Source organism: Spongiibacter marinus, assembly GCF_016906995.1.
Lineage (GTDB): Bacteria > Pseudomonadota > Gammaproteobacteria > Pseudomonadales > Spongiibacteraceae > Spongiibacter > Spongiibacter marinus.
This window is the reverse complement of the sequence record NZ_JAFBBD010000003.1, coordinates 154,520-171,837: the sequence shown is the minus strand read 5'-3', so window position 1 is coordinate 171,837 and position 17,318 is coordinate 154,520. Positions and strand designations below refer to the sequence as shown.

General features: G+C 55.4%; 20 protein-coding genes, 1 tRNA gene and 1 other RNA gene. 18 read left to right on the top strand and 4 right to left on the bottom strand.

Going from position 1 to position 17,318, the window contains the following annotated elements; all coding sequences use genetic code 11:
- The first annotated feature begins 17 nt into the window (after positions 1 to 17).
- The 5 genes from HNR64_RS05370 (at position 18) to HNR64_RS05350 (ending at position 4,176) form a co-directional block, all read left to right on the top strand.
- Complete coding sequence (locus HNR64_RS05370) at positions 18 to 884, top strand: HvfB family MNIO-type RiPP peptide maturase (protein ID WP_476749630.1); 867 nt, start codon at positions 18 to 20, stop codon at positions 882 to 884.
- Positions 884 to 1,639 (top strand): HvfC family RiPP maturation protein, encoded by a 756-nt coding sequence (locus tag HNR64_RS05365; protein WP_204995522.1) that lies wholly within the window; start codon positions 884 to 886, stop codon positions 1,637 to 1,639. The genes HNR64_RS05370 and HNR64_RS05365 overlap by 1 nt, the downstream gene beginning before the upstream one ends.
- A gap of 67 nt (positions 1,640 to 1,706) precedes the next feature.
- Positions 1,707 to 2,426: an MlaA family lipoprotein gene (locus HNR64_RS05360; protein ID WP_204995521.1), complete on the top strand. Its 720-nt coding sequence runs from the start codon at positions 1,707 to 1,709 to the stop codon at positions 2,424 to 2,426.
- 73 nt (positions 2,427 to 2,499) lie between these two features.
- Positions 2,500 to 3,681, top strand: a complete 1,182-nt coding sequence (locus tag HNR64_RS05355) for a PP2C family protein-serine/threonine phosphatase (RefSeq protein WP_204995520.1) — start codon at positions 2,500 to 2,502, stop codon at positions 3,679 to 3,681.
- Positions 3,682 to 3,687: 6 nt separating this feature from the next.
- On the top strand, positions 3,688 to 4,176 hold the full coding sequence (locus HNR64_RS05350) for an STAS domain-containing protein (RefSeq protein ID WP_204995519.1): 489 nt from the start codon (positions 3,688 to 3,690) through the stop codon (positions 4,174 to 4,176).
- Positions 4,177 to 4,186: 10 nt separating this feature from the next.
- On the opposite strand, the gene HNR64_RS05345 is transcribed toward HNR64_RS05350, so the two are convergent.
- Genes HNR64_RS05345 through dusA form a run of 3 tightly spaced genes read right to left on the bottom strand, consistent with a single transcriptional unit; the run spans position 4,187 to position 6,663 of the window.
- A complete protein-coding gene (locus HNR64_RS05345) occupies positions 4,187 to 4,648 on the bottom strand; it encodes a tellurite resistance TerB family protein (RefSeq protein WP_204995518.1) in 462 nt (153 codons plus the stop codon).
- Positions 4,641 to 5,597 (bottom strand): transaldolase, encoded by a 957-nt coding sequence (tal, locus tag HNR64_RS05340; RefSeq protein WP_204995517.1) that lies wholly within the window; start codon positions 5,595 to 5,597, stop codon positions 4,641 to 4,643. The genes HNR64_RS05345 and tal overlap by 8 nt, the downstream gene beginning before the upstream one ends.
- Before the next feature lie 13 nt (positions 5,598 to 5,610).
- Positions 5,611 to 6,663 carry a tRNA dihydrouridine(20/20a) synthase DusA gene (gene dusA / locus HNR64_RS05335; RefSeq protein ID WP_204995516.1) on the bottom strand — a complete coding sequence of 351 codons (1,053 nt, stop codon included), beginning with the start codon at positions 6,661 to 6,663 and terminating at the stop codon, positions 5,611 to 5,613.
- 123 nt (positions 6,664 to 6,786) lie between these two features.
- Here dusA and gltX point away from each other — a divergent pair, with 123 nt between their 5' ends.
- The 13 genes from gltX (at position 6,787) to HNR64_RS05270 (ending at position 16,309) form a co-directional block, all read left to right on the top strand.
- Complete coding sequence (gltX, locus tag HNR64_RS05330; protein WP_204995515.1) at positions 6,787 to 8,271, top strand: glutamate--tRNA ligase; 1,485 nt, start codon at positions 6,787 to 6,789, stop codon at positions 8,269 to 8,271.
- 97 nt (positions 8,272 to 8,368) lie between these two features.
- Positions 8,369 to 8,444, top strand: a tRNA-Ala gene (locus tag HNR64_RS05325).
- 32 nt (positions 8,445 to 8,476) lie between these two features.
- The gene (locus HNR64_RS05320; protein WP_204995514.1) at positions 8,477 to 8,836 is read left to right on the top strand and encodes a polyhydroxyalkanoic acid system family protein; all 360 of its coding nucleotides are present in this window, start codon (positions 8,477 to 8,479) and stop codon (positions 8,834 to 8,836) included.
- A gap of 106 nt (positions 8,837 to 8,942) precedes the next feature.
- A complete protein-coding gene (locus HNR64_RS05315; RefSeq protein ID WP_204995513.1) occupies positions 8,943 to 10,331 on the top strand; it encodes a DegQ family serine endoprotease in 1,389 nt (462 codons plus the stop codon).
- Between the two features lie 26 nt (positions 10,332 to 10,357).
- Positions 10,358 to 10,957: a DUF4136 domain-containing protein gene (locus tag HNR64_RS05310; protein ID WP_204995512.1), complete on the top strand. Its 600-nt coding sequence runs from the start codon at positions 10,358 to 10,360 to the stop codon at positions 10,955 to 10,957.
- 88 nt (positions 10,958 to 11,045) lie between these two features.
- An RNA gene (ffs, locus tag HNR64_RS05305) (signal recognition particle sRNA small type) lies at positions 11,046 to 11,142 on the top strand.
- 115 nt (positions 11,143 to 11,257) lie between these two features.
- Positions 11,258 to 13,159 (top strand): DNA polymerase III subunit gamma/tau, encoded by a 1,902-nt coding sequence (dnaX, locus tag HNR64_RS05300; RefSeq protein ID WP_204995511.1) that lies wholly within the window; start codon positions 11,258 to 11,260, stop codon positions 13,157 to 13,159.
- A gap of 9 nt (positions 13,160 to 13,168) precedes the next feature.
- Positions 13,169 to 13,492 carry a YbaB/EbfC family nucleoid-associated protein gene (locus HNR64_RS05295; RefSeq protein WP_027872627.1) on the top strand — a complete coding sequence of 108 codons (324 nt, stop codon included), beginning with the start codon at positions 13,169 to 13,171 and terminating at the stop codon, positions 13,490 to 13,492.
- Positions 13,492 to 14,094, top strand: coding sequence for a recombination mediator RecR (recR, locus tag HNR64_RS05290; protein ID WP_204995510.1), 603 nt, complete (start codon positions 13,492 to 13,494; stop codon positions 14,092 to 14,094). Before HNR64_RS05295 ends, recR begins: the two co-directional genes overlap by 1 nt.
- A complete protein-coding gene (gene rnd, locus HNR64_RS05285) occupies positions 14,087 to 15,193 on the top strand; it encodes a ribonuclease D (protein WP_204995509.1) in 1,107 nt (368 codons plus the stop codon). The genes recR and rnd overlap by 8 nt, the downstream gene beginning before the upstream one ends.
- Entirely contained in the window at positions 15,193 to 15,462 is a 270-nt protein-coding gene (locus HNR64_RS05280; RefSeq protein WP_204995730.1) for a YcgL domain-containing protein, read from the top strand. The genes rnd and HNR64_RS05280 overlap by 1 nt, the downstream gene beginning before the upstream one ends.
- Positions 15,462 to 15,911: a YcgN family cysteine cluster protein gene (locus tag HNR64_RS05275; RefSeq protein ID WP_288364550.1), complete on the top strand. Its 450-nt coding sequence runs from the start codon at positions 15,462 to 15,464 to the stop codon at positions 15,909 to 15,911. The genes HNR64_RS05280 and HNR64_RS05275 overlap by 1 nt, the downstream gene beginning before the upstream one ends.
- A gap of 8 nt (positions 15,912 to 15,919) precedes the next feature.
- Positions 15,920 to 16,309, top strand: a complete 390-nt coding sequence (locus HNR64_RS05270) for a hypothetical protein (RefSeq protein ID WP_204995507.1) — start codon at positions 15,920 to 15,922, stop codon at positions 16,307 to 16,309.
- A 38-nt stretch (positions 16,310 to 16,347) separates the two neighbouring features.
- On the opposite strand, the gene cysK is transcribed toward HNR64_RS05270, so the two are convergent.
- The gene (gene cysK / locus HNR64_RS05265; protein ID WP_204995506.1) at positions 16,348 to 17,310 is read right to left on the bottom strand and encodes a cysteine synthase A; all 963 of its coding nucleotides are present in this window, start codon (positions 17,308 to 17,310) and stop codon (positions 16,348 to 16,350) included.
- Between the last annotated feature and the right edge of the window lie 8 nt (positions 17,311 to 17,318).

The following is a 17,318-nucleotide window of genomic DNA, read 5'->3' as shown; positions in this document are numbered from 1 at the left end:
GCGAAGAGGAGAGGGCCTTGCCTCAATATCACGTTCAGCAACAGTCAGCAATTCAACCGGGCTTAGCGGCAGATGCCGTGGGACTGGGCTTGCGACGCGGCATGCTCGATGCCTTCAGCGAGTTGCAGCCCGGCGATATTGACTTCTTCGAGGTCGCCCCCGAAAACTGGATTGACCTCGGCGGACGGTTTGGCAAGGCATTTGAAGCGCTGGCCGAAAAATTCCCGGTTACCCTGCACGGTTTGAGCTTAAACATCGGTGGCTTTGCGCCGCTCGACTACGCGTTGATTGATGATATCGCGGCATTCATCGACCGCTTCGATTGTCGCCTCTACAGCGAGCACCTTACCTACTGCGGCGATAGCGGCCATCTCTATGACCTGATGCCGATCCCCTTTACCGATGAGGCGGTTGCGCATGTTGCCGAGCGCGTAATTGAGGTGCAGCGGCGTCTCGGTCGAAAAATTTTACTGGAAAATGCCTCCTACTACACCGCGCTTGATAGCCAGATGACCGAATCGCAGTTCATTACTGGCGTGCTGGAAGAGGCCGATTGTGGCCTATTGTTAGATGTGAATAATGTTTACGTTAACAGTGTGAACCACGGCTACGATGCCCGGCAATTCCTGCGCGAGCTACCGCTGGAGCGCGCCGCCTATATGCACATCGCCGGTCATTTTGACGAGGCTGATGACCTCAAAGTGGATACGCATGGTGCGCCCGTTATCGAGTCCGTGTGGCAGCTGCTTGGCGAGTGCTATGGGCATTGCGGGTCTTTGCCGACATTGTTGGAGCGAGATTTTAACTTTCCACCAATGGCCGAGTTGCTCGATGAGGTATCGCGAATTCGCGATGTGCAGGCGACAGGGGAGGTAGGGCAGTAATGGACCCCTTTCAGCAACAGCAGCAGGCCTTCACCGCCTATTTGCGCGATCCGGAGTCTTGCCCAGCGCCTCAGGGCATCGAGCCTCGACGACTGGCCGTGTATCGTGACTTGTTCTACAAGAACATAGAGGGCTTCATCAGCGGTGGTTTTCCGGTTTGTCGCAGTATTTTTCCCGATGATCAGTGGCACGCCATGGTGCGGGACTTTATGAAAGTCCATCACTGCCAGAGCCCGTATTTTTTGCAAATTGCTGAGGAGTTTCTTCACTACCTTAGCAGTGCGCGCGACCACCCCGATGATCCACCATTTTTACGGGCGCTGGCGCACTATGAGTGGGTGGAACTTGCTCTCGATACAGATACGGCCACGCTGCCGGCGAAACTGTCTGTGTCCACGCCCTTGGTCGATACCTGTCTGCGGAAGTCGCCCCTCGCCTGGAGCTTGAGTTACCCATACCCGGTGCATCGTATTTCCAAGGCCTATCAACCTCTCCACCCGCCGGGAGACATGACATATTTGGTGGTGTACCGGGACCGCAGCGACGCGGTGCGATTTATGGAAATTAATGCCGTCACCGCTCGCTTGTTAGCACTGCTAGAAGGCGGAGCCTCGCCACGTGAGTGTTTGGCGAGTTTGGCTAAGGAACTGGCGACCGAGGAAGATCGCTTGGTTGACTTCGCTGAGAGCCTGCTACAACAGTTGCTGGAGGCGGATATTCTCTGCCTTGCAGAGCCTTCATTCGTTGGCGAATAACATCGCTGGTATTAATGTGGGCTTTAGGTATAGTGGGCGCAATACAACAGTAGGGAATACTATTCGCATGTTGCTGCATAGACTGCTCACCACGGTGATTTGTCTGTTCGCGCCGCTGTCTTTCGCCGCAGAATATGGCAATGATCCCCGCGACCCCTGGGAAGGCCTCAATCGCCACATTTTCGCCTTTAACGAGGGGGCGGATCGCTACGTCGCCAAACCGGTTGCCAAGGCTTACAAAGAGGTGACGCCGAGATTCATTGACCAGGGCATCGGCAATGTTTTTGACAACCTCGGTGAGGTGAAGAACTTCTTCAATGATGTCCTCCAGGGCGAGGGCAAAGACGCCATGGTTGATGCCGGGCGCTTTCTGATAAACACCACGGTGGGTGTGCTGGGCTTTTTTGATGTCGCGACCCATCTGGGACTGCCCCGCGAGTCAGAGGATTTTGGGCAAACTCTGGCTGTTTGGGGGGTAGAGCCCGGCCCCTTTCTAATGCTGCCTCTTCTCGGGCCAAGTACCATTCGCGATGGCAGCAGCCGCTTTATCGATCGCTATGCTTCACCGACCAGTGAGGTTGAGCCCTTTTCCGCTGAGTTGGGTTTGATGGCGCTGGATCTTGTGCAAGTACGTGCAAAATTATTGGGCTCCGATGAGCTGGTCAGCGGTGATAAGTACACCTTTCTAAAAGATGCCTATCTGCAGCGCCGTCAGTTCCTAATTAACGATGGCGAGTTCCAGGATAGCTTTGGCGACGAGGATTTTGAGTCCTTTGATTTTGAATAGCAGGGTAGCGGGATGTGAATCCTGCACAGGCACATGGCTTGCTCCGGTGGCGCCGTAAAGGTAAAACAGGCAGATGACCAGACCCTTACATCACCGGCTGCTGCTTGTTCAGCACCGCGATGACCTACACCGGCAACTGCGCGAAGCCCTAGAGGCCCTCGGCGTTATCGTGTTGAGTATCGACGACAGCACAGAGGCGCTGCGCTGTTTTCGGGAAGATGATATCGATATTGTGATGATTGATATCGATCTGCCCGACTGCCAAGGCATCACCTTGCTTGATGATATGGCTGCCGACCCCCGTGAGCTTCCCCTGATCTGTGTGTCCCGGCGCGAGAGTCTGGCCGATGTTCTCTCTGCTGTACGCCACGGCGCTACCGATTACCTCATGCTGCCGCCTGAAAGCGCTGATGTCATTCGCCATGCCATCAATCGCGCGGTGGAGCGCTGCGAATTAAAACGTGAAAACCTCGCTTATCGCCATAAATTAGAAGCGGCCAACCGCGAGTTATTGGAAAGTCTGACCCACCTTCAGCAAGATCAGCAGGCCGGTAAGCACGTTCAGCAATTGTTGTTGCCAGATACGCCTAAAGACATTGAAGGCTATCAGTTCTGCCACTTTATTTTGCCGTCCCTCTACCTGAGTGGCGACTTCGTTGACTATTTTCTCGTCGGCGATGATCGGGCGGTGTTCTTTGTTGCCGATGTGTCAGGCCACGGCGCCAGTTCCGCCTTCGTGACCGTATTTTTGAAAAACCTTTTCGCTCGCAAGCGCAGTGACTACCTTCATCGCGGTTCAACGGCAATACTGTCTCCCGCGAAAATGCTTGCCATAGCCAACCGTGAACTTCTTGAAATGGGTATCGGCAAGCATGTGACCATGTGTGTAGGGGTCTTTGACCTCAACTGCGATCAGCTCTGTTACGCGGTTGCGGGACACCTTCCGGCGCCGGTGCTGGCCTGTGACGGGCAGGCGGAATTTTTGCCCGAGCACGATATGCCCGTGGGGCTTTTTAGCGATGCGGCTTTTACCGATCACATGATCTGCTTTCCGAGTGGCGCCGTGCTGACACTGTTTTCCGATGGTATATTGGAGGTGTTACAACGCGACTCGCTAAAGGAGAAAGAAGAGGCGCTATTGGCACTACTAAGCGCTGGGCAGCGTTCGTCCAGTGAACTGGTAACGGCCTTCGACTTAAACAATATTGGTGATGCACCGGATGATATCGCCATCTTAGTCATTAGCAGGTTATAGGAAGTCATGCAGCCAGGTAAGATTTTGGTCGCAGAGCAAGATGGTGCTTTCGTCATTAAATTGGTTGGCGAAGTCCGTCTAACCCTTTGCACGACGATGGATGATTTTTTTGACGATATGCTAACCAGTAAAGGGTTTGCCAGTGTCGTTATTGATCTCGTTGATGCAACCAATATAGACAGCACCACCCTTGGCTTGCTCGCAAAACTGGCAATCAAAGCCAAGCAACGCTTTTCCTATGTGCCGGTTATTTTGTCTACCAATCCTGATATCACTCGCGTGCTGGATAGCATGGGGTTTGGTCGCGTTTTCTGTATTCGCCAAGAGCCAGTGGTAGACGACGAGGACCTGAATGAACTGCCGGTATTGCCCGACAGTGAAGATGCGGTTCGCGCCAAAGTGCTGGAGGCGCACCGCGTGCTCATGGGAATGAATGAGAGCAATCGGGCTAAGTTTCGCGAGCTTGTCACCCTGCTGGAAGGGCAGTGTTATTAAGCCTGCGGCATTACTTTTTTGCTGTTAGGCCAAGCGTTTCACAAACCATCAATTTTGCCCTGATAAAGTCCTTGTGGGGCAGGTAAATCAACTCTGAAATTTTACGAATGACGTGCTCTTCGTACTTGTCTATGTCGCCGTCTTCTGCCGCAACTTCCCACAGCGCCTTCACTAGTTGAAACTTCTCTGCGTTATTGCAATTGTCATTGATGTAGCGGGTAAAGGGGTAGAGGGAGGTGCTGTCTTGGGTCGACTCATGCGCCTTTTCCATAAAGGCTTCAATTTCGTCTGCACTGAGGTGAAAGTGCTGCACCAGCAGTTGGCGAATCTTCTCCACTTCTGCCGGCTCTTGCTTGTAGTCGGATTTGCTGACTTCTATCAACAGCGAGGCGGCTACCAATTCCATCGAAAGCTCGTCGCTGCCATCGGCATTGGAGGCCTCGCCCAGCAAGTTTTTTATAAACTCAAACACCTTGCCAGCCTCTCAACAAATCCTCGAGTTTCCGTTGGTCCGCGGCGAAGGCGCGAATCCCTTCTGCCAGCTTTTCTGTTGCCATGGCATCTTCATTCATGGCCCAGCGAAAGGATGATTCGCTAGAATCGAGCTTCTGTTGTGGTGCAAAGTCGGCGTCAGGGCTCAGGCGTTGCGGCAGCTGACCTTGCGCATTATCCAATTCTTCGAGCAGGGCAGGGCTGATTGTGAGTCGGTCACACCCCGCTAGCTCAGCAATTTCGCCGGTATTTCGAAAGCTCGCGCCCATCACAATGGTGCTGTAGCCATGCTGTTTGTAGTAGGCATAGATGCCCGCGACAGACTGCACGCCGGGATCTTGTGCCGGGCTTTCGGGGCTGTCGCCGCGGGCCACGTGCCAGTCGAGAATGCGGCCGACAAAGGGCGAGATCAATGTTGCACCTGCCTCGGCACATGCCGCCGCTTGTGCCAGGCTGAACAATAAGGTCAGGTTACATTCAATGCCGGCTTTTTCGAGCTCTGCGGCAGCTTGAATGCCTTCCCACGTCGAGGCGATCTTCACTAATAACTTGTCGCGCCCAACACCCGCTTCTTCGTATAACTTGACGATAGTCTTGGCTTGTTCGACGGTCGCGGCAGTATCGAAGGAGAGCCGAGCGTCCACTTCTGTGGAGACTTTTCCTGGTACCAGCTGACTAATTTCGCGGCCTATGGCAACGGCCAGGCGCGTGCTGGCAGCTTTAATTTGTTCGTCGTTGTTAGGGTCGGTAATGTTTTCGGCAACGATGCGGTCGATCAGCGCCTGATACTGAGGCAGCTGGGCGGCTTTGAGGATGAGTGAGGGGTTGGTGGTCGCATCTTGGGGGGAAAAGCGTTTGATTGCCTCGATGTCGCCGGTGTCGGCCACGACATCCGTCATCGCTTTAAGTTGTGCCAGTATACTGCTCATTAAATGAATCCTATCACCGTATCTTGATTTCGCTTTCCTGCAGGGTTTGGGCAGCACGTTGTTGCGCGTAGTCTTGCAGGCGTTGTTGCGCCGTTGTTGTCAGGGCCAGTGCTTCTTGCAGTACCTCCAGTCCAGCATCATTCCGGTGCGCATGCTGACTGAGATGGCGGCGGAACTGGCGGGCTCCGGCCTGGCCATTAAAAATCCCGAGAATATGTCGCGTTATATGGTGGAGTCGAGTACCGCTTGCAAGTTCCTTTTCAATGTAGGGGTAGAGTGATTCGACAACATCCTGCCGGCTGCGCTGATTGGCTTCGTCGGCATAGATACGTTCATCTACCTCCACCAGCTGGTAGGGGTTCTGGTAAATACTGCGCCCCAACATACTGCCATCGACATGTGACAAATGCGATAGCGCGTCGTCGATACTGTCGATACCACCATTGATAATGACCTCCAGCCCGGGAAAGTCATTTTTGAGCTGGTAAACCATATCGTAATTCAACGGCGGAATTTCCCGGTTTTCCTTGGGGCTTAGACCCTGTAGCCACGCTTTGCGGGCATGCACAATGATCGTGTTACAGCCTGCTTGGTGAATTTGGTCAACAAAATCGTGCAGCGGCTCATAGCCTTCCTGATCATCAATACCAATGCGGTGTTTCACGGTTACCGGCAAGTCGCTAGCATCAATCATCGCGGCGACGCAGTCTGCCACCAGGCTGGGGCGGGCCATTAAACACGCGCCAAAAAAGCCATTTTGAACACGGTCGGAGGGGCAGCCACAATTCAGATTCACCTCGTCGTAGCCCCATTGTTTGGCAAGCTTGACGGCCTTGGCTAAGTCGCTGGGATCGCTGCCGCCCAACTGCAAGGCGAGGGGCTGTTCCTCTGTGCTGAACTGCAAATGCCGGTGTTGGTCGCCGTGAAGCAGGGCGCCAGTGGTCACCATTTCTGTGTAGAGCACGGCGCGCCGACTCATTTTTCGCCAAAAAAAACGGCAGTGGCGGTCTGACCAGTCCAGCATTGGCGCTACGCAGAAGCGCCTGTCGAGGGTATTGTTGGGCATTCGCCAGGAAAACCTCCGGGGTAGGTGAATCTTATCGCCGCTGGCCCGTATAATGGCGCCTTTCATGTCGCAGCTTATGCGCGCGGCCAACGCTAATTGTATTGAAATGGTAAACAACTCTCCATGACTGTTCGCACTCGCATTGCGCCATCCCCCACTGGTGATCCACACGTCGGCACCGCATACATCGCCCTGTTTAACTACTGCTTTGCAAAAAGCCAAGGCGGCCAGTTTCTGCTGCGCATTGAAGACACTGACCAGCAGCGTTCGACGCCAGAGTCAGAACAGGCAATTTTAGACTCTCTGCGCTGGCTGGGCTTGGACTGGGATGAAGGGCCCGATGTGGGCGGACAAGCGGGGCCTTACCGGCAGAGTGAGCGCAGCGAAATTTACCGAGAGCACTGCGAGCAACTTATCGCGAAGGGCTTGGCGTTTCGCTGTTATCGCAGCCCCGAAGAACTTGATGCTCTGCGAGAAGCGCGGCGCGCTGAAGGCCAGCACACGGCCTTAAAGCCCTCCGATCTGCGTCTGAGTGACGACGAGCAGCAGCGCCGCGAAGCCGAGGGCATGCCCTATGTTATTCGCATGGTGGTGCCCGAAGAAGCGGGCCGTTGCGAGATAGAAGATATGTTGCGCGGTACCGTGGAATTAGATTGGGGCCAGGTCGACGCGCAGATATTGTTGAAATCCGATGGCCTGCCTACCTACCATTTGGCCAATGTCGTGGATGACCATTTGATGGGTATCACCCACGTGCTGCGCGGCGAAGAATGGTTGAATTCTGCGCCTAAGCACAAGTTGCTGTACGAGTATTTTGGCTGGGAAATGCCGCAGCTTTGCCATTTGCCGCTGTTGCGCAACCCTGACAAAAGTAAGCTCAGCAAGCGCAAGAACCCCACTAGTATTTTGTACTACCAGCGCATGGGCTTTTTGCCGGAGGCGCTACTTAATTACTTAGGGCGGATGGGCTGGAGTATGCCCGATGAGCGCGAGAAGTTTAGCCTTCAGACAATGATCGAGCACTTCGACATTCAGCGTGTCAGCCTGGGTGGGCCGATTTTCGATGTTGAAAAACTGCGCTGGCTTAATGGGCTTTGGTTGCGAGAGGACTTGAGCGACGACGCGCTAATTGAGCGCCTGCAGAGCTGGGCGTTGAATCGGGAAACGCTGACCAAAATGCTGCCACATCTAAAACAGCGTATTGAGGTATTTACCGATATCGCACCGCTGGCGGGTTTTTTCCTATCGGGAATGCTGCCGCTGAGTAAGGAGAGTTTTGCTCAGTGCACCTTAGAGGAAGAGCAGTTGGTTGAGGTCTTACAGTGCTGCTTGTGGCGCTTGGAGGCCGAATCCGACTGGCAGCGCGATACTTTGTTTGCCGATATCAAGGCGCTGGTCGACGGTCTGGAGCTGCGCATGAAAGATGTGATGCCACCGCTGTTTATTGCCATTGCGGGCACCACTGCATCGATTTCAGTCGTCGACTCCATGGAAATACTCGGGCCGGAAATCAGTCGTGCGCGCATTCGCCACGCCATTGATATTTTGGGCGGGGTGGGCAAGAAAAAACTTAAGAAGCTGGAAAAACGCTATCAACAACTCCCTTGATGGTGGCGGCAAATGCGCCTGTGTTGTTAAAGGGGATTTTTTTCACTGCGCGTGTTGACAAGGTGGGGGACGAACCTTAATATGCGCAGCCTCTTTCGGGGCTATAGCTCAGCTGGGAGAGCGCTTGCATGGCATGCAAGAGGTCGGCGGTTCGATCCCGCCTAGCTCCACCAAATTAAAAGAACCGCCTACCGGCGGTTTTTTTATGCCTGCAATTCCGTCAGCGCCTGAGCACGACTCTGCTAGAATGCTTGATATTCCCGATGCGACTTACTGGAGACTGACCGTGTCGAAAATTTCTCTTAGCCAACGCCACTCGAAAAGCGACGCAGATGTTCGGGAGATGCTCGATGCTTTAGCAGTGAAACTGAGTGACCGTTTTGAGATGAAGGCCCACTGGCGCAGCGACCGAGAACTGGAGCTGAAACGCTCCGGTATTCAGGGGGTGCTGCAATTGTTGGAGGGGGAGGTCAAGGTCGACATCCAGCTGGGAATGATGATGAAGCCGTTCAAGTCGCGAATCCGCGATGAGCTTTCCAAGGCGATGGCAGAAAAACTGGCCTGAGCAGGCAATGATTTGCTGATCTTGCAGAATCTGTTTATTTAGGGAAATAATTTTGGATTCTGCACTCTAACCTTGTTATCAACGTTATGAGGAGATCGGCACAGTCATGACCCGGATTTTGCAAACTACCATTTCCCGCTCATATTTAACGGTTTTTGCAGCGCTGCTGTTAGCGGTAAGCACACACAGTTTTGCTCTACTACCGAAGTCGGTGGCCGATGGGGAGCCATTGCCCAGCTTGGCACCGATGTTGAAATCGGTGAATCCGGCGGTAGTGAATATCTCAACCTACACCACGCAACGGGTCCAGCAGAATCCACTGTTAAACGACCCCTTCTTTCGCCGTTTCTTCAATATGCCTCAGCAGCAATTGCAGCCGCGCCAGCGCCGCACGCAGAGTGCTGGGTCAGGTGTGATTATCGATGCGGGTGAGGGAACTGTGCTCACCAACCACCATGTAATTGACGGCGCGGATGAAATCACGGTGTCTCTGGAGGACGGGCGCAGTTTTACCGCAGAGCTGGTCGGCTCTGATCCAGACGTTGACATCGCAGTGCTGAAAATTCCCAGCGAGAAGCTCACCGCGGTGCGCCTTGCTGATTCCGATAAACTGCGTGTGGGCGATTTTGTTGTGGCGATCGGTAACCCCTTTGGCCTGGGGCAAACGGTGACTACCGGGATTGTTAGTGCCTTAGGCCGCACTGGACTGGGTATTGAGGGCTATGAGAATTTCATCCAAACCGACGCCTCTATCAATCCCGGTAATTCGGGTGGCGCGCTGGTAAATCTACGCGGAGAGTTAGTTGGTGTGAATACCGCGATTCTGGCGCCCTCCGGTGGCAACGTAGGCATCGGCTTTGCCATTCCGGCAAATATGGCGATGGCGAGCATTGAGCAGATTCTTCAGCACGGTGAGGTACGCCGGGGGCAGCTGGGCGTTATTATCCAGGACCTGACGCCCGAGTTGGCGGAAGCCTTTGATATTGAAGCGGGTCAGCGCGGCGCGGTAGTGGCAGAGGTTCAAGAAGATTCGGCCGCTGACAAGGCTGGCATAGAGGCGGGTGATGTCGTGATCGCTGTGGATGGCAAGGCCGTACTGAGTTCTGCGCAACTGAGAAACGCCATCGGCTTGCGCCGGGTCGGCGACAAAGTGGCGATCACGCTGTTAAGAGAAGGGCGCGAGAAACGCTATAAGGTTGTTTTGGGCTCGGCTGAGAAGCAGGTCGATGCCGATGCGCGGTCGGTACATCCTCTGCTAGACGGCGTTAGCCTGAAAAACGCCGACGATGGCAAAGGCGTGGTGGTTACCGAGGTTAAACAAGATGCCCTGGCGGCCTCTAAGCTGCGCCCCGGTGACTTGTTGGTGTCAGTGAATCAGCGGCGCGTACGCAGTATTAATGAGCTGCAGGCGGCGGCATCACGCAGCGATGATGGTATGCTGCTGCGCGTTATTCGCGGCCGCTTTGCAAACTGGGTAGTACTTAAGCGAAATTGAAGCCACTAGGCGGCTTGGAGGGCGTAATGCACGATTTACCAGCAGTCATTAAGCGATGTGGTATTGCCGTTATCGCGGCAGTAGTAGCGGCGTGCACAGCAGTGCCAGTGAGTCAGGATTATGCCCTCGATTACGATTTCGCTAACGTAGCGAGTTACGCCTGGCTGACGCCTGACAACGAGCAACGGGAACCCGCCTACGACGCCCTGATGCATGAGCGATATCGCGATGCTATCGAGGCGCAGATGGCGCTGCGCGGCGTGAAGAAAGTTGCCGTCGACAGCGCGTCAGTACTGGTGAGTTACCATGTCGGCACTGTCGAAAAAACACGCGTAGAAAGTGTGGGCAACTGGTATAGCCATTTTGGTTACTATCCTTGCTATCACTGCTACCACCGCCCGGGATTTGGCTACGCGCATTTCTACGATGACGATATCTGGGTGCGCGAATATACCCAGGACAATGTTGTTATCGATATTATCGAGCCTGAAAATCGCCGTTTGGTATGGCGCGGCAGCGCAAGCCGTGTCAAACCCACACTGAAAGATCCCGTGGAGCGGCGCGCGTATATCGATGAAACTGTGGCGACGATTCTCGCGCAATTTCCGCCAGTCAGCGCGCAATAATCCGATTATCCCCCTTGCATGTGAAGGGGGTTTCGAACACAATAGCGCCCCGCAATTGGCCGAGGCCGAAAGCGCGTTATGGTGGTCCTTCCGGTCCCCTCGCAACGATAGGTAGCAAACCCCGCCAGGCCCGGAAGGGAGCAACGGTAGTTATCGACTCGTGTGCCGGGGTGTGGCTGGTCGGGCCGCCACCCATTTATTCCTATCCCCGTGATTCCTCTCGTTTTTTCTAATTCCGACATTATTTATGTCAGCGCAGCGCTAGTGTATCCTTGACGATCGATTTCGAGAGATTTTGTGATGACATATCAGGTTCTGGCGAGAAAGTGGCGACCCAAAAGCTTCCGGGAAATGGCCGGCCAGAGCCACGTGCTCAAAGCCTTGATCAATGCGCTTGATCACGATCGGCTTCACCACGCTTATTTGTTCACCGGGACTCGTGGCGTGGGTAAAACCACCATCGCGCGTATTCTGGCGCGTTGTCTGAATTGCGAGCAGGGCGTCAGCTCAGAGCCCTGCGGCCAATGCCAGTCGTGTGTCGCCATCAACGAGGGGCGTTTCGTTGACCTGATCGAGGTTGACGCGGCGTCGCGCACCAAGGTTGAGGACACCCGCGAGCTTCTCGATAATGTGCAATACACCCCGACACAGGGGCGCTACAAGGTGTACCTCATCGATGAGGTGCACATGCTCAGTGCCAGCAGTTTTAATGCGCTGCTAAAAACGCTGGAAGAGCCGCCGCCTCACGTTAAGTTTTTGCTGGCGACGACGGACCCACAAAAAATTCCCGCGACCATTTTGTCGCGCTGCCTTCAGTTCAGCCTGAAAAACTTAAGTCCTGAACGCGTAGTAGAGTATTTGAAGCAGATACTCGAAAAAGAGCTGATCAGCTTTGACGAGGCAGCGCTGTGGCTGCTGGGGCGCGCCGCCGACGGCAGTATGCGCGACGCCTTGAGTTTAACCGATCAGGCAATCGCTTTCGGCTCGGGTAAACTCGGCGAGCACGATGTTCGGCAGATGCTGGGCACCATCGATCACGGCGCCGTTTACCGATTAATTTCGGCGCTGTCTAAACGCGACGGGGCCGAATTGTTAGCGATCGTGGCGGAGCTGGCCGAGCTGGGTGTGGATTTTGCCGGCGTTGCCAATGAACTGCTGGTGGTGCTCCACCGCATCGCTATTGCGCAAACCGTTCCCGAGGGGCTGGACAATAGCCTGGGCGATAAACAGAACGTGACGGCACTGGCGGGCGAACTCAGTGCCGAGGAAGTCCAGTTCTATTACCAGATGGCGCTTCAAGGGCGACGCGATTTGAATTTGGCCCCCGAGCTTCGCGGCGGCCTGGAAATGTTGTTGCTGCGTATGGTGGCCTTCAAACCCGAAGGTGTCATGGCGCCGCCAAGCCAGCCGCTTACTGCCAGCGCCTCGCCCGAGGGGGAGGCTGCCCCCGTAAAAAAGCCGCCGACGCCGTCTGACGCCGAGGGCGAGCCGGAGGCAGAGCCGAACACTGCCGTTACGGCGGCAGAGCCCGCACCTATTGCCAATGAGGCTCCTGAACAGCATAGCCGCGAGGGCGAGGCGTCGTCAGTCGCCGCTGAGCCGAGCAAACCAGAGCAAGCCTCAGCGCCAATACCGCCACAAGAGGCTGCACAAAACAGTGCGCCATCGACCGAGCAAATTGCTGACGCCGTTGAGCATGAGCAAGCAGAAGTTCAGCGGCCGCGTTCAGACGAGCCACCGGTGGCAACAGTGTCGGCGCCGGAAGAGGCTGCAGCCGCGGCGCCGAGTGTTGAGCTCGCTGATCTCGATGCCAGGCTATGGCGCGAGCAGTTTGACGCTTTCGCATTGCCTGGAATGTTGGGGAGTATTGCCTCGCATTGCCAGCTAGCCGCCAAAGAGGGTAGCCGCCTGCAGTTTGTAATTAGCCAGGGCAATGCGACACTGCTGAATGACCGTCATATCGAGCGCCTACAAGAGGCCTTGGCTGATTACTTTGGTCAGGCACTTAAGGTGGCAATCGATATCGGTGAGCCCGCGGAGGAGACACCAGCGGAGTACCGCGCCCGGCGTCTACAAGAGAGGCTTGTTGTCGCTCGCCAAGCGATCGAAAGCGACCCCCTCGTGCAGGAAATTATCGCCGAGTTTTCGGCCGAACTAGACCTTGAATCAATCAGCTTGCCGGAAAAACGTCGTCAAGATTAGGAGACCAGAGTGAAAGCAGACCTTAATGAATTGATGAAAAAAGCTGCCGAAATGCAGGAGAAAATGCAACAAGCGCAGCAAGAACTGGCAAATAAAGAAGTGCGTGGCGAAGCCGGCGCGGGCTTGGTGAGCGTGGTAATGACTGGGCGCCACGATGTGCGGCGTGTGCAAATAGACGACAGCTTGCTCAGCGAAGACAAAGAAGTGCTGGAAGACCTGTTGGCCGCGGCGGTGAATGACGCTGTGCGCAAGGTTGAGGAAAACAACAAGGGACAAATGGGCGATATGCTTTCAGGGATGGGAATGCCCGGTAACTTCAAGATGCCTTTTTAATGTCGAACTACAGCCCCCTTATCGATGAGCTGATTGACGCGTTGCGCTGCCTGCCTGGGGTTGGTCCCAAGTCGGCGCAGCGCATCAGCTTTCAATTGCTGGAGCGAAACCGTGGCGGTGCTCAGCGCCTTTCAGAAGCGCTGCACAATGCCGTTGAAAATGTAGGGCATTGCCGCAGCTGTCGCACGCTCACCGAAGACCCTGAATGTCGGTTGTGTCGCGATCCGCGGCGCGACCAACACACAATTTGCGTCGTGGAATCACCCGCCGATGTGCTCGCCTTCGAACAGGGCGGGGACTATCGCGGCCTGTATTTTGTGTTGATGGGCCGACTGTCGCCCATCGATGGTATCGGCCCGGAGGACATTGGCATTGACCGCCTGGTCGAGCGGGTTCAGGCCCTGAACGTCTCCGAATTGATACTGGCGACGAATCCCACCGTAGAAGGGGAGGCAACCGCCTTCTATATCGCTGAAGAGATGCGGCGCTTGGGGGTGGCAGTGAGCCGTATCGCCCATGGTGTGCCCTTGGGTGGCGAACTTGAATATGTCGACAGCGGTACCTTGTCGCATGCGCTAAAAGGACGCCAGCGCTTTGAATGATGCATACCATTATCTGGATTCCAACGAGCAGCTAGCGCAAGCTTGTAAGCGTTGGCAGTCGGCTGAATTTGTCGCCCTGGACACCGAGTTTATCCGCCGAGATACCTTTTATCCTATTGCAGGTTTAATACAGGTAGGCGCGCTTGGCGAGTGTTGGCTGATCGACCCCATTGCCATTACCGATTGGGACGATTTTAGGGGACTTCTGAACAACGCCGGTATTCCTAAAGTCCTGCACTCGTGTAGTGAAGATCTCGAAGTGTTTCAGCGTCTGTGTGGCGCGCTGCCAGCGCCGTTGTTAGATAGCCAAATTGGCGCTGGCCTGGCGGGCTGGGGAGAGGGCCTGAGCTACCAAAAGCTGGTCGCTCACAGCTTGAATCAGCACGTAGAGAAAGGCGAAACACGCTCCAATTGGTTGCAGCGACCACTTACCGCGAGCCAATGCCACTACGCGGCGCTCGATGTGGCGTATTTGCAGGATATTTACCCCTTGCTGCGTCAGCGACTCGAGGAGTTGGGTCGGCTGCCGTGGTGGCAAGAAGATTGTCGGCAACTTATCGAGCAGGCCGATCAGGGCACCCCATCGGATCAGTTTTACCTGCGCAATAAATCGCTTTGGAAGCTCAACGGCTGCCAGCGTTTGGTACTGCAGCGCGTATGTGCCTGGCGGGAAGAGCAGGCGCGGGAGAGAGATGTGCCACGCGGGCGCATTTTTAAGGATCCAGTGTGCTTCGAAATTGCTCGCCGCCAGCCCTCCAGTAGCGGTGAGTTGGGAAGAATTAAAGACCTGCCCGGTGCATCGCTGCGGCGCTTTGGCGACGACGTGCTTACTATTGTGCGAGAGGCACGCGAGGAAGATAGCGCTGCACATCCACCGCCGGGCGAACGGCCGTTGTCAGCAGAGCAGGCGCAATATTTGGCCGCGATGCGTTGCGGGGTAGAGCGTTGTGCTGATTCGCTGGGTATCCCCGCGGGTTTGTTGTGCCGCAAACGTGATATGGAAGAGGTGATCAGGCTTCGTCGCCTGCCCGATTCGATGACAGCGTGGCGCAAGCAGGTGGTAGGTGAGGTGTTATTGCAAAGTTTGGAGGGGGCGTGATGCGGCGGATTTGCACCATTTATCGCAGTGCTAAGCATGAGGGGATGTACCTTTATGTAGACAAGGCGGAAGACACAGAGCGTGTTCCAGAGGTGCTGTTGAAGCGTTTTGGTCAGCCGGAGCGAGCGATGACACTGCTGCTCGAAGAGGGTAAAAAGTTAGCTAGAGCAGATGTTAAGGATGTGTTGCAAGCTATTGATGAAAATGGATTTTATCTTCAGCTTCCTCCGCAGCCAGAGGCGCCTCTCTCACCGCGTGAAGATCGGTGATAGCGTCTCGTCATCGCCCATTTTGGGAGGCAAAGCCGCTCGCAGAGATGAGCGACCAGGAGTGGGAAGCCCTGTGTGACGGTTGTGGCCGCTGCTGCTTGCACAAGCTTGAAGACGAAGACAGCGGTGAGGTGTATTACACCGACGTGTCGTGTCGACTGCTCGATGTTGAGCACATACGTTGCCGGGATTACCCGCAGCGCCTGACGCGGGTGCCGGGCTGCCTCGATCTGCGTGAATCACTGCCGGCGTTTGCGTACAGCCTGCCCAGTAGCTGCGCCTATCGACAGCTTCATGAGGGGCGGCCGCTCGAGCCTTGGCACCCCCTTATTGCCGGTGATCAGCGGCTGATGGAAACATTGGGTGTGTCGGTAAAGGGACGCTGCGTGAGTGAAGTGACCGTGGCAGATGACGAGCTTGAGGACCATATCATCCGCTGGATTGATTAGGGATTAGTATGATTGATAACAATGATTACACACTCGCCTGGCAGGCCTATTGGGCCTTTGGCGTGGTCGCGACTCTGCTTTGGGGCTTGCTGATTCGCGTTTATCGCCTGTCTGCCGTCAAGTTGTGGGCGTTTCTCGCAGTGGCCTTTTTACTGCTGCTGCCGTGCCGGCACCCCGAAGCGGTGGAACTGTGGATGCCGGCAACCATCGGTGCGGCGCTAAGTGTGATGACCAGCGGTATTGAATCGGCGATGGCGGCGGTGATTATTGTTGGCGCTGGCCAACTCTTCGCCATTGTCGCGGCAATAGTATGGGCGCTGGTCGCGCCGCGCTCTGCAAGTTCTGCTCCCGCAGCCGAGAAAGCCGGGGAGCGTGTCGAGCCGAAAGTGTCAGCGTAGATCAGGTGCTGCCGTTTGCGATGCGCTGCAGGGTGATGTCAGCTCTCGATTTCGCTAAAGGCGCCGTCAAATAGTGGGCTGCTGAGGTAGCGCTCCGCCGAATCGGGCAGGATCACAACAATGGTTTTGCCGGCATTGTCAGGTTCACTGGCTACGCGCTCTGCAACGGCCATCGCGGCGCCGCTGGAAATGCCGGCCAGAATGCCTTCTTCTTTCATTAGCCGATGCGCCCAGCGCATGGCGTCTTCATCGCTTATCGCTTCAACACGGTCTACCACGCTTAGGTCTAGCGTGTCTGGCAAAAAGCCTGCACCGATGCCCTGAACTTTATGAGGGGCGTGCCTGAGTTCTTCGCCGTTGAGTGCATGGCGAATCACCGTCGAGCTCTCGGGCTCCACGGCCACTGAGCAGATGGCTTTGTTGCAGTGGTTTTTAATATAGCGAGACACGCCGCTGATTGTGCCGCCGGTGCCGACGCCGCTAACTAAAATATCGATATCGCCGTTGGTGTCCCGCCAAATTTCCGGGCCGGTGGTCTGTTCGTGAATCGCTGGGTTCGCGGGATTCTTAAACTGCTGCGGCATAAAATAACGCTCAGGGTCCTGGGCGCAAATGTCTTCTGCGGCACTGATGGCTCCCTTCATCCCCTTGGCGCCATCGCTTAAATGGAGTTTGGCGCCCAGTGCAATGAGTACTTTGCGGCGCTCCAGGCTCATTGTGTTGGGCATGGTCAATGTGATGGGGTAGCCCCTAGCCGCGGCGACGAAGGCCAGTGCGATGCCGGTATTACCACTGGTTGGCTCAACAATTTCCATGCCGGGTTTCAGCGCGCCGCTCTGTTCAGCTTGCCAGATCATATTGGCGCCAATTCGGCATTTCACGCTATTGGCAGGATTGCGCGATTCCTGTTTTACAAGAATCCGGTGTTGGCTGATTCTGCGTATCTGCACGAGTGGCGTTTCGCCGATGCTGCGGCTGATGTCGTCGAAAATTGCGGTCATTTTGGGTT

Excerpts from the sequence above, each read along its gene's own strand:
- tal (WP_204995517.1), bottom strand. The coding sequence starts at position 5,597 with ATGAGCAGTATACTGGCACAACTTAAAGCGATGACGGATGTCGTGGCC.
- HNR64_RS05320 (WP_204995514.1), top strand. The coding sequence starts at position 8,477 with ATGCCTGCAATTCCGTCAGCGCCTGAGCACGACTCTGCTAGAATGCTT.
- recR (WP_204995510.1), top strand. The coding sequence starts at position 13,492 with ATGTCGAACTACAGCCCCCTTATCGATGAGCTGATTGACGCGTTGCGC.
- HNR64_RS05315 (WP_204995513.1), top strand. The coding sequence starts at position 8,943 with ATGACCCGGATTTTGCAAACTACCATTTCCCGCTCATATTTAACGGTT.
- gltX (WP_204995515.1), top strand. The coding sequence starts at position 6,787 with ATGACTGTTCGCACTCGCATTGCGCCATCCCCCACTGGTGATCCACAC.
- cysK (WP_204995506.1), bottom strand. The coding sequence starts at position 17,310 with ATGACCGCAATTTTCGACGACATCAGCCGCAGCATCGGCGAAACGCCA.
- dusA (WP_204995516.1), bottom strand. The coding sequence starts at position 6,663 with ATGCCCAACAATACCCTCGACAGGCGCTTCTGCGTAGCGCCAATGCTG.
- HNR64_RS05360 (WP_204995521.1), top strand. The coding sequence starts at position 1,707 with ATGTTGCTGCATAGACTGCTCACCACGGTGATTTGTCTGTTCGCGCCG.
- HNR64_RS05355 (WP_204995520.1), top strand. The coding sequence starts at position 2,500 with ATGACCAGACCCTTACATCACCGGCTGCTGCTTGTTCAGCACCGCGAT.
- dnaX (WP_204995511.1), top strand. The coding sequence starts at position 11,258 with ATGACATATCAGGTTCTGGCGAGAAAGTGGCGACCCAAAAGCTTCCGG.
- HNR64_RS05280 (WP_204995730.1), top strand. The coding sequence starts at position 15,193 with ATGCGGCGGATTTGCACCATTTATCGCAGTGCTAAGCATGAGGGGATG.
- HNR64_RS05270 (WP_204995507.1), top strand. The coding sequence starts at position 15,920 with ATGATTGATAACAATGATTACACACTCGCCTGGCAGGCCTATTGGGCC.
- HNR64_RS05350 (WP_204995519.1), top strand. The coding sequence starts at position 3,688 with ATGCAGCCAGGTAAGATTTTGGTCGCAGAGCAAGATGGTGCTTTCGTC.
- HNR64_RS05310 (WP_204995512.1), top strand. The coding sequence starts at position 10,358 with ATGCACGATTTACCAGCAGTCATTAAGCGATGTGGTATTGCCGTTATC.
- HNR64_RS05365 (WP_204995522.1), top strand. The coding sequence starts at position 884 with ATGGACCCCTTTCAGCAACAGCAGCAGGCCTTCACCGCCTATTTGCGC.